Genomic DNA, 9768 nt, shown 5'->3' with positions numbered 1-9768 from the left:
CACCTCACTTCTTCCTCCTGCTAACGCCGACTGTGGTTCCGTGCCTGAAGTTCGACCTGGTTCTCTGACCGCGGAGCGGCAGGCCGAGCTCGTGCCTTATGCCGCGGTAGGCGCGTATTCTCCTGAGCCTGTTGACGTCCTCACGCCAGGCCATAACGAGCTTGGCTGTAATGAGGTGCATGTCCTTACCGGTCTCGTAGTCCTTCGGCCTGTTGACGGCCCAGGCCGGGATTCCGTGGGCAACGGGGTCCTCGAGGATCTTCTCTATCAGCTTGACCTGCTCGTCGGTGAGGTAACCGGTCTTCATGTAGGGGTCTATTCCAGCAACCCTGAGCACCATCGTGGCGAAGTTTATTCCTATTCCCTTAATCCCTGTCAGTGCCCATCTCAACTGCTTGTGTCCATCCAGATCAACGCCCGCAACGCGGACTATGTGCCTGAAGTTCTCGGTCATTATCAATACACCTCCCATCCCTCTTGGGAATCAAAGGGATTTTGGCGCCGGGACGGGGATTTGAACCCCGGCGGGCAAACGCCCACGGGCTCTCAAGGCCCGCGCCTTCCCAGGCTAGGCAATCCCGGCGTACACGCGGTAACCGCTCCCCTTCGCGAGCTCTCTCACTTCGGTGAAGTGCTCATCCATGAGGGCCTTAATATACTTTGCCCCCTGCTTCGTCTTAATCACCAGTTGCAGGAGGCCACCATCGTTGAGATGCCGGGGAGCGTTTATAACTATTTCCCTCAGGACTTCCTTTCCCGCGTGCACGGGGGGATTGGTGATGATTGAGTCGAATTTTTCGCCCTTAACGGGCTCGTAGAGGCTTCCCCACCTGACCTCGGCGTTTCTAACGCCGTTGATTTTTAAGTTTTTCCTCGCTATACTGACCGCGCGCCTGTTCACGTCGGTCATAACGACGTAGTCAACAAAGCGCGATGCAACTATCCCGATTGCCCCGTAGCCACAGCCCAAGTCGAGGACGCGCCAGTTCATATCGAGAACCATATTCTCTATGAGCAACTCCGTTCCCCTGTCGAGCTTCCCGAAGGAGAAGACACCGCTGGCAGTTATGAACTTGAAGCAGTAACCCCTGATGCAGACATCTATTGTCTTCGTCTTCAGAGGGACGTTCGGCTCCTCGGAGTAGTAGTGGCTCATGTGGGGTGCTTCGTTGAGGGGTTTATCAACCTTTGCTCCCGCAAAGCTTGACCAAAGAGTGCCCTTCTTACTCATAGGCGAAAGGTCAATCGTGCACTAACAAAAGAGCAAGCTGAGATGGGGTTAAATCACACTAAAGCCCTTTGAGATAGTTTCGACTTCAATATCAGCGCCCATCGGGCGCCTTCAAAGAGAGAAACACCCGTTACCCTGGGATACACAGAAAACCCCAATGAAAAATCAGCAAAATTCTAAAAAGGCACTAAATCTTCCGCCGGCGCTTGCGTCAGCAAGGGCCGCTACCACATTTTGGGATACCAGTCCCTCGGCATGAAGACCTTGTCCACATCGACGGCTATGCCCTTGCTCCTCTGGAGCATCTCACCGCTCGTCATCGTGGCTTTTCCAAGTGCCACCAGCTCGTCCTTGAGGGTCATTATCGCAACGAGGTCACCCTTCTTTATGCCCTTGTGGAGCTTGACTATTCCCGGAACGGCCAGGTCCGCGCCGTGTGTCACTGCTGCAACGGCAGAATCCCTTATCCACACCTTGGGCAGATGTTCAACCGCTTTTTCCATCGGCTGTATCACCTTCCTGAAGTACTCCTCAATGCCATCCTCCTTCCAGAAGTGGTAGTAGTCCACCAAGTCGTGAAGCGTCACCAGCGTCTCGTCCTCCTTGAAGGGACCGCTCCTCGTCCTTCTCAGCTCTGCCATGTGCGCTCCAACGCCGAGGGCCAGGCCTATGTGATGGATGAGCGAACGTATGTACGTTCCCGCCTCGACACCAACGCGGAAGAGCACGTCCCTGCCGTCTATCTCGAGCACGTCGATGTAGTAGACCTTCCTCGTCCTCAGGCGCCTCTTCACCGCACTCCTCAGCGGTGGCCTCTGGATTATCTCGCCCTGGAACTCCTTCATGACTGCGAGGATTTTGTCCTCTGGAACGTCGCCGTGAAGGTGCATCAAAGCTACGTACTCCTTACCGGCAGGGAGGAGCGCTTGAACGACCCTCGTGGCCCTCTCAAGGGCAACCGGTAAGACGCCGCTGACCTTGGGGTCGAGGGTTCCGCCGTGGCCGGCCTTGCTCAGGTTGAAGAGCTTCTTAATCCACGCGACAACTTCGTGGCTCGTCGGCCCCGGTGGCTTGTCGAGGTTGATTATGCCGAACTGCATGTGCATCTCAATCGGCCTCTTCTCGGGCGGAAAGCCCCACTTCGGGTTCGTCTCGGCCTTCTCGTCCTTAATCAGAACCTCTCGCTTTATGTCAGCCGGAAGGATTCTCCTCACTTCGTCCCTCGCCATGAGCATCACCTACGGGTCTTCCAACGCTTTGATAAAGTCCTCCCTGCTTATTTGAGCAAGTCTCAGGACTCCAATCAACGTACCGGCTTTTAACTCTTTGTGAAGCGGGACCACAGTTCCTATTTTCCTGCCGTCAACGTATTTAACGAGGACAACGTGGCTACCCTTTTGACGGGACACCTCGAAGCCGAACTTTTTGGTGAGCACTTTAACGACTTCTTCACCCGAGAGCCTTGGCAACTTCGACATGGAAATCGCCCACGAACTTTACCTTCTCCAGTTCATTTCTCAGCTCCGGAAACTCCTCAAGGTACAGCTCAACGGCCTCTTTGAGGTTCTCAATTGCCTCCTCTATTGTCTCTCCCTGAGTCGTAACTCCTGTGAAGACCTCCCGAATGACGTAAACGCCCTCTTCCTCCCAGATGACGGCGTGGAGTTGCACCTCACTCACCCCCATAGAGTTTGAGGTCAGACTTAATAAACCCACCTAATACCTGAAGCGGTACGTGAAAACCGGCCAGTTTGGAAGGTATTTGACCAGTTTGAGGTAGCCGGGGACGAAGACCTCCCGTTTACCCTTCTTCAGTCCATTCATTATTGCCCTAACGACGTCTTCGGGTTCTATTGAACCCTTCGGGTAGGGCACGTTGTTTCGGGTGAAGAACTCCGTCTTCACCTGCTTTGGATAGACGCGCATAACTCGGATTCCCCTACCCTTCAGCTCCCGCTCGAGGTTCACCGCGAGGTAGTGCAGTGCACCCTTGGCGGCGCAGTAAGACGGAAGCTCGGGAACGTTCACGAAGGCGACCCCGCTGATTACGAAGACGACCGTTGAGCCGGGCCTAAGGAGGGGCAACAGCTCCCGCGTGAGCTCAACGGGAACCAACGCGTTAACCCTGAAGAGCCTCTCGAGTTCCTCGTCGCTATGTTGGAGGATAGGCTTCCGGAGTGCATAGCCGGCGTTGTTCACGAGGAGGTCGAGTTCTCCTATTCCAAGTTCTCTTAGGGCCTTCGCTATTCTTTCTGTACTGCCCGGCTCGCTCAGGTCCTCGACGATGTAGTCAAAGTTACCGAGGGCCTTCAGCTCCTCGAGCTTCTCCCGTCTCCTTCCCACGCCAACGACCCTGTAACCTTCATCAAGCAACGCCTTCACAAGAAGCCTTCCGATTCCACCGGTTGCGCCGGTAACGAGTGCAATCATGCCAATCCCCGAAGAATTAGCGAGAGAGCGTTAAGAAACTTATTGGAAGAAGAGTGAGGGAAAGCCCTCACTCAAGGCTTATGCCGGCCTCTTCGAGGGCCTTCTTTATCTCCTCGTCGGAGGCACCGCGCTCGATGTTGATTCTCTCCGGAAGGGGCTCGAGGTGCTTGACGTTCATCCTCCTGCGCTTGACCTTGTTGAGGCCAGCGCCGGTGACGAGGACGAAGTTCTTGTCGATTACGTCGGCAACGACGACCTTCTGTCCGGCCCTCCTTCCGGCAATAACGACGGCAATCCTTCCGACCTCAATAGCTGGCATTCATCCCACCTCCTTCTTTTTGTTTTCCGGGTTTTCACCCGACCCCGCGTCGCCGTCGGGGTAAAGGTGGTCGATGGCGGCCTTCACAATCGCGAAGACCCCATCGGGACCCCATTTGGCAGTGTTTATGATTAAATCGTAAATCGATTTGTCCTCGATGTCGATACCGTAGAGGTTTAAATACCTTTTCCTGTTCTGTTTCTCCCTCTCGGCAATCTGGACGAAGGCCTCCTCGACGGAGACGCCTTCCCTTCTTGCAACCCTCTTGGCCCGCTCCATTATTGGAGCGTCGAGCCATATCTTAAGGTCCGCGTTCTTCACCATCCAGCCGGCGAGTCTGCCCTCAATGACGACGTTACACTCCTTGGCCGCCTCGACCTGCCTCCTGTCAACTTCCCTGTCTATCTCAGGGTGGAGTTCGACGTACTTCTGAAACTCCTCAAGGGTCATTCCCCTTTCCTTCGCCATCTGCCGGAATATCAGCCCGGCGTAAACGTGCTTGAAGCCGTAGTGCCTGGCGAGGTTCCGGCAGAGGGTTGTTGTTCCGGAACCTGCTAGGCCGCTGACGGTTATGACGAGGCAGCCCTTCGGCATGGAAACACCTTCAGAGGGCTATCGAAGCTCTAACCTGGGCCTTCATGACCTTCCTCATGCAGCTCGGGCAGAGGTTCGGGTAGGGCCTCTCGGGCCTCTTCGCGGTCTTCGGGAGCTTCCTGAGCTCGCTCGGCCTCCCGCGCGGAACGCCGTTGAGCGGTCTGCCGCAGAGGGCGCAGTGGGCGACCTTGGGCTTCCTCCTCTCGAAGTGAATCACTGTCCTTCCTCCGGGAGTCCTAACGTACTTCCTCCTCCATGACCTTGAGCGGTACATCGGCTTCATAATTCTCACCTCGCAACCCCTATCAGCGGAGCGTTTTTAAATTTAACCCATGTCGAGGAACTTCCTGAGCACCATACCGATTATGTAGCTGGAAAGGATGTACCAGCCGAAGTAGCCGAGTTCGTCCGGCTTGAGGGCCGAGTGGTACATGCTGTGGAACCAGTCGAAGAGGAAGAACTTGAAGGGGGCTTTGACTATCGCGACCTCGGCGTACCATCTCCTCAGCCAGCCGAAGAAGATCCAGAATATCGGAAGGGTGAGGAACATCGGAACCATGGTCTCTTTCATCATCTCGCTCTGCATCTTCATGAGCTCCATCTGCTTCTGCTGAACTTTTTTGATCCTCTTCTCGTCCCCGGACTTCTGGGCCTCTTTCATCTCCTTCTGGATTTCCTTGGCCATCCTCTGTATCTTCCTGGTCTTCTCGACGTCGGTCATGAAGTAGTAGAGCAGGGTGTACGAGCCGCCTATGACGAAGCCCGCTATCGTTATCGCCAGCAGGGGGTGCTGGACGATGTAACCGCCAAAGAGGTTATCAAGGAACTGGTATATGCTCTCAATCATACTCCCTCACCGCCAGGTTAAGGACTTGAACGAGTTCGTTCACGGCCTCTTCAAGACCCTTGTCCTCGTGGTTCTCGATTATCTTTATAAGGGCATCGGAATGCATGGCGTAGCTTATCGCCGCGGCCCTGTTGAGGTCCTGATGCCTCTGTATCTGCTCCTCCGTCTCAACATCCCTGTCCCTCTTGAGGTCGCGGAGGCGCCTTCCGAGTATCTCGCTCGGCGTTGCCTCTATTATGACTATGAAGTTTGGCCTGATGGTTTCTATAACCTCCTTGGGGAAGCCGAGGAGGTAGCCCATAGGCGTTCTTATCGTGGCGTGGGTGTCGAGTAGAACCGGCTCATCCCGGGCTATCTCAACGATCCTCTGCGCGGCGCGAAGCTGGAGCTGCTTCTGAACCATGGGGTCCAGCTTTCTCATCTCGTCCCTGTGCTCGACGAGTCCCTGCTTTACGGCCTCCTCGAACATAAGGTCCCCGAAGTTTACGAGTCTGAACCTTATGGCCGTCCTCTTGAGGGCGAGCCGGGTTATCGTGCTCTTACCAACTCCGGGAATGCCGGTTATCATGACCACAAACGGCATCAGCACCACCCGCTTTAAACAATCCCGGTAAAAATTGGGGGGTCTCTTTAAAAGATTTGGGCAGGAAAAAGGAAATCCAAAACATCAGCGGCTCGCGAAGAACTTCCTCAAAGCGGGGAACATCTCCGTTGCCTGCTCCCTCGCTATCTCCTCGTAGAACCTGTAGAGTATGCCGACCGTCAGCAGTATTCCCGTTCCGGTACCGAGTGCACCGAGGAAGCTTGCAAGCACTGCAACTATTGCCAGGGTGAACGAACCCCAGAACGTAACGTACGGGATGTACCTCTGGAGGACCCTCTCGAGGATCCTCGGGTCGCGCCTGAATCCTGGGATCTGAAGGCCGGCGCGCTGGAGCTGTCTGGCTATGCTCTTCGCGTCGAGGCCCGTCAGCTCAACCCAGAGGAAGCCGAAGAGCACCGACCAGAATATCGTCTGGATGGCGTAGATGAGCGCGTGAACCGGGTTGTGGATCAGCTGGAATATGTCGTAGGGCGGAACCGTGTACTTGGCGAGGCCCGAGATTGGGTAGCCGTTCTCGTTGAACGTGCCGAGGAAGGTGTAGCCCCTTGAAGCGAGCAGTCTGGCCCAGAGCTGGATGTTGGAGTAGAGTGCCATCGTGAGGATTATCGGGATGTTACTGACGTACATGAACCTTATCGGGTACCTGCCGCGAACGGTAACGCGGCCGTAGCTGAGGGGTATCTCAACGCGCATGCTCTCCAGGTAGACGACGATCAGGAAGACGATTATGGTTGCAAGTAAGTTCGTCATGTCAGGATAACCCGGTCTGTAGATGGCGCCCCCGATGTCGCCGTTTATGAGGTGCTGGATGAATGCAGGGATCGCACCGCTGAGCTCGTTGGGGTTCTGCGGAAGCGGGAGCGGGTTGAGGGACTTCACCATAACCTGCTGCGAAACTCCGGCGGCGATGAATAAGCTGATACCGCTGCCTATTCCCCACTTGCTGACGAGCTCGTCGAGCATGATGAGTATCGTTGAACCGAGGCCGAGCTGGAGGATGAGCAGGATCGCTATGGTGACGGTTATGTCAACCCCAACCTTTCCGAAGGCACCGGCCAGGACATAGATGGCCGCCTCGAAGAAGCTCATGAAGACCGAGAACAGCCTCTGGAGGGCCTGGTAAAACCTCCTGTCCTCGGGATCGGAGAGGTCGAGCTTCAGTATCTCGGAACCGACGAGAAGCTGGAGTATGATACCGGCGGTAACAATCGGTCCGATACCGAGGGTGAGGAGCGAACCGTTCCTACCGGCGAGCACGAAACGAAGCGTGGAGAAGTAATCGACTATCCTCGACGGGAGACCGTAGAGGGGGATTTCAGCGAGGATGTAGTAGAGCAGCAGAGCGACACCGGTCCACATGAACTTCTCCTTGAGGGGGACCCTCCTCTTGGGACGCTCTACCTCTGGGAACCACCTTTCGATGGCGTAGACCACATCGCGGACGCCCATTTTCAACACCTTGGTGTAGCTGTATATAATGAGAAAGAGGTCAGGCGAGGATGACCTCGCCGCCCGCTTCCTTAATCTTCTCCTCGGCCTTTGGAGTCACGTAGTAGGCCTTGACAACTATCGCCCTGGTGATCTTCCCGGTACCGAGAACCTTGTCAACGCCGAGCTGGGTGGCGTCGAAGATGAGCTTTCCTTCCTCCTCGTAGATGACGCCCATGTCCTTGAAGAGCTCGAAGTTCTCGTCGATGTCGCTCAGGTTGATGACCTTGGGGATGTACTGAACGGCCTTGGGCCTGTGGAAGCCGCGCTTGCCGAGGTGGTCGGGGGCGTACTTGATGGTCCAGGTGAACTTCTGGTCCTTCCTCTTACCGGTACCGGCCATTCCCTTACCGCCCTTGCTTCCGCCGCCGCGGTGCTTCTTCTTGCATCCCCATCCGTGAGTGTGACTTCCGCGGAGTTTTCTAACCTTCTTCCTCCTCCTAATCATCTCTCGCCACCTCAGAGCATTCTCTCAATGAGCTCGTTAATCTTCTCGCCCCTGTAGCCTAAAGCCCCACCTTCCTTGAAGGAGCGCTTCTTGCTTCCCTTCAGTCCTCCCCTCGGCGGGTGGAGCCTGAAGACGGGCTTGATGTTGGGTAAATCCCTGAGCTTCATCTCGCCGTTGATGACCTTCTCGGCGAACTCCTCAAGGCTCATTCCAAGCTTCTCCTGGACGTACTCGTCGGTAATCGGCTTGTTGCCGACGAGCCTGCCCCTCTTCCTGAGGAGCTTGACGAGAGTTTCTTTGTCTATCTCGCCCCAGGTGATGTAGTCCTTGACCTTCTGTATCATTCCGCGGTAGCTCGGGTTGTCGTCGACTATGACGAGGTGGTTAATCCTGTGAAGGCGAAGCATGGCGAGGGTGTCCCTCACTTCTCCCCTCGCCCTAATCCCGCTCCTAAGCCTTATGAGTGCAAGCTTTGCCATCTTCTCTCACCTCACTCAAGGGTGAAGCTCTGGGGCATCGCCCTGCCAACGACGATACCGTACTTCTCCTCCATACCGGGCTGTATGGCGACGCGGTTGGTGTTGTAGAGGGCGTTGAAAACTGCCTTGGCGAAGTTAACCGTTGTCCTCGTCTCACCGAGGGTCTGGGACCAGACGTCCTGAACGCCAGCCAGGCTCAGTATCTTCTTGCCGACGTCACCTATGACGAGTCCGAGACCACGCGGTCCGGGCATGAGCTTGACGCGGACGCTACCCTCTTTGCCCTCGACGGCGAACGGAATCGAGTGTGGCCTCCTGCACCTGCACTCCCATGAACCGCAACCGCGCTTGATCTCGATGATGTTCATCTTGGCGTAGCTGATGGCCTTCCTGATGGCTATGCCGACTTCCCTTCCGTGGCCGATTCCGAGGCCGACGTAGCCGTCCCTGTTGCCAACAGCGGCAAGAACGCGGAAGCGAATCCTCCTGCCGCTGTCGGTCATTCTGACGGTGAGAGCGATGTCGAGCACTTCCTGGTTTTCCCTGAGGTTGGTCTCGGGAAGGAGGACGTCAACTATCTCGGGCTCCTTTATCTGGTAACCCTTCCTGAATATCTCGTGAATGTCAGTTATCTGGCCCTCCTTCACAAGCTTGCCGAGTTTCGTTTTGGGCTCCCACTCCTCAAGAACCCTCTGGGCAATCTCTCTCGGGTCGCTCATTCTCTCGCCCCCTCAAACTTCTCGATTATCTTGGCCTTAACCTCTTCAAAGTGCTCCGGCAGCTTCTCGGGCTCAAGGCCCTTGACGAGGTAGCCACCAAACTGCTTCCTGTAAAGGGTCTCGTCCTCCTCCTTGAGGGCCTTGGCGTAGTTTGCAACGTGCTCGCCCCTTATCCTGTAGTCCTCAGGGAATATCTCCTCGCTGTGCGGGACGTTTAAGCCCGCGTCAACGGCTCCCTTGAGGACGGCGAATATTGAGCTTCCCCTGGTCGGCGGGTGAAGGCCTATGTCGAGTATGGCCTCCTCAACGCCGGCCTGCTTCGCCTTGTAACCGATGAGCAGTCCGAGGAGGTAGGCGCTCGGGGTGTTTCCGGTGTGGCCCTTCCAGCCGAAGTCCCTGATGAGCTCCCTGGTGTGGGCGGAAACTATAGTCCTGTCGCCCTTCGGGTCGTAGACTATAATCTGCGCTATGTGGTGGTTGAGGGTCTTCCTCACGACGAGCCTCGGCTTCTTGCTCTTGAGGAGCTTGAGCCTCTTGTGGTAGTTGGTCTTACCCTCTCTCCTCCTCCTGAAGGGAACCCTATACCTTGGTCCTCTCGCCATTTATCTC

16 protein-coding genes and 1 tRNA gene are annotated in these 9768 nt (G+C 55.9%); all 17 read right to left on the bottom strand.

Annotation, left to right across the window (positions count from 1 at the left end; genetic code table 11):
- Window positions 1-4: 4 nt before the first annotated feature.
- Window positions 5-454 carry a 30S ribosomal protein S13 gene (locus TAM4_RS06450; protein WP_014122440.1) on the bottom strand — a complete coding sequence of 150 codons (450 nt, stop codon included), beginning with the start codon at window positions 452-454 and terminating at the stop codon, window positions 5-7.
- Window positions 455-496: 42 nt separating this feature from the next.
- A tRNA-Ser gene (locus tag TAM4_RS06445) sits at window positions 497-583 on the bottom strand.
- Entirely contained in the window at window positions 569-1156 is a 588-nt protein-coding gene (locus TAM4_RS11620) for a class I SAM-dependent methyltransferase (RefSeq protein ID WP_014122439.1), read from the bottom strand. The genes TAM4_RS06445 and TAM4_RS11620 overlap by 15 nt, the downstream gene beginning before the upstream one ends.
- A gap of 299 nt (window positions 1157-1455) precedes the next feature.
- Window positions 1456-2460 (bottom strand): RNA-guided pseudouridylation complex pseudouridine synthase subunit Cbf5, encoded by a 1005-nt coding sequence (locus TAM4_RS06435; protein WP_014122438.1) that lies wholly within the window; start codon window positions 2458-2460, stop codon window positions 1456-1458.
- Between the two features lie 9 nt (window positions 2461-2469).
- Window positions 2470-2709, bottom strand: a complete 240-nt coding sequence (locus TAM4_RS06430; protein ID WP_014122437.1) for a type II toxin-antitoxin system HicA family toxin — start codon at window positions 2707-2709, stop codon at window positions 2470-2472.
- Window positions 2681-2902 (bottom strand): type II toxin-antitoxin system HicB family antitoxin, encoded by a 222-nt coding sequence (locus tag TAM4_RS06425; RefSeq protein ID WP_014122436.1) that lies wholly within the window; start codon window positions 2900-2902, stop codon window positions 2681-2683. Before TAM4_RS06425 ends, TAM4_RS06430 begins: the two co-directional genes overlap by 29 nt.
- Window positions 2903-2947: 45 nt before the next feature.
- Entirely contained in the window at window positions 2948-3661 is a 714-nt protein-coding gene (locus TAM4_RS06420) for an SDR family oxidoreductase (protein WP_014122435.1), read from the bottom strand.
- A 67-nt stretch (window positions 3662-3728) separates the two neighbouring features.
- A complete protein-coding gene (locus tag TAM4_RS06415; protein WP_014122434.1) occupies window positions 3729-3980 on the bottom strand; it encodes a 50S ribosomal protein L14e in 252 nt (83 codons plus the stop codon).
- Window positions 3981-4574: a (d)CMP kinase gene (gene cmk, locus TAM4_RS06410; RefSeq protein WP_014122433.1), complete on the bottom strand. Its 594-nt coding sequence runs from the start codon at window positions 4572-4574 to the stop codon at window positions 3981-3983.
- A 10-nt stretch (window positions 4575-4584) separates the two neighbouring features.
- Window positions 4585-4857 (bottom strand): 50S ribosomal protein L34e, encoded by a 273-nt coding sequence (locus tag TAM4_RS06405; RefSeq protein WP_014122432.1) that lies wholly within the window; start codon window positions 4855-4857, stop codon window positions 4585-4587.
- Between the two features lie 42 nt (window positions 4858-4899).
- Window positions 4900-5421, bottom strand: coding sequence for an EMC3/TMCO1 family protein (locus TAM4_RS06400; protein WP_014122431.1), 522 nt, complete (start codon window positions 5419-5421; stop codon window positions 4900-4902).
- Window positions 5414-6004, bottom strand: coding sequence for an adenylate kinase (locus TAM4_RS06395; protein WP_014122430.1), 591 nt, complete (start codon window positions 6002-6004; stop codon window positions 5414-5416). The genes TAM4_RS06400 and TAM4_RS06395 overlap by 8 nt, the downstream gene beginning before the upstream one ends.
- Before the next feature lie 84 nt (window positions 6005-6088).
- Window positions 6089-7474 carry a preprotein translocase subunit SecY gene (secY, locus tag TAM4_RS06390; protein WP_014122429.1) on the bottom strand — a complete coding sequence of 462 codons (1386 nt, stop codon included), beginning with the start codon at window positions 7472-7474 and terminating at the stop codon, window positions 6089-6091.
- 40 nt (window positions 7475-7514) lie between these two features.
- On the bottom strand, window positions 7515-7961 hold the full coding sequence (locus TAM4_RS06385; protein WP_014122428.1) for an uL15m family ribosomal protein: 447 nt from the start codon (window positions 7959-7961) through the stop codon (window positions 7515-7517).
- 11 nt (window positions 7962-7972) lie between these two features.
- Entirely contained in the window at window positions 7973-8440 is a 468-nt protein-coding gene (locus tag TAM4_RS06380; RefSeq protein WP_014122427.1) for a 50S ribosomal protein L30, read from the bottom strand.
- A gap of 11 nt (window positions 8441-8451) precedes the next feature.
- On the bottom strand, window positions 8452-9159 hold the full coding sequence (gene rpsE, locus TAM4_RS06375) for a 30S ribosomal protein S5 (protein ID WP_014122426.1): 708 nt from the start codon (window positions 9157-9159) through the stop codon (window positions 8452-8454).
- A complete protein-coding gene (locus TAM4_RS06370; protein WP_014122425.1) occupies window positions 9156-9761 on the bottom strand; it encodes a 50S ribosomal protein L18 in 606 nt (201 codons plus the stop codon). The genes rpsE and TAM4_RS06370 overlap by 4 nt, the downstream gene beginning before the upstream one ends.
- Window positions 9762-9768: the final 7 nt, after the last annotated feature.

Origin of the sequence: Thermococcus sp. AM4 (genome assembly GCF_000151205.2) — an archaeon.
Taxonomy (GTDB): Archaea; Methanobacteriota_B; Thermococci; order Thermococcales; family Thermococcaceae; genus Thermococcus.
The sequence above is the reverse complement of the archived record's forward strand: the minus strand, read 5'-3'. Positions and strand labels throughout refer to the sequence as shown.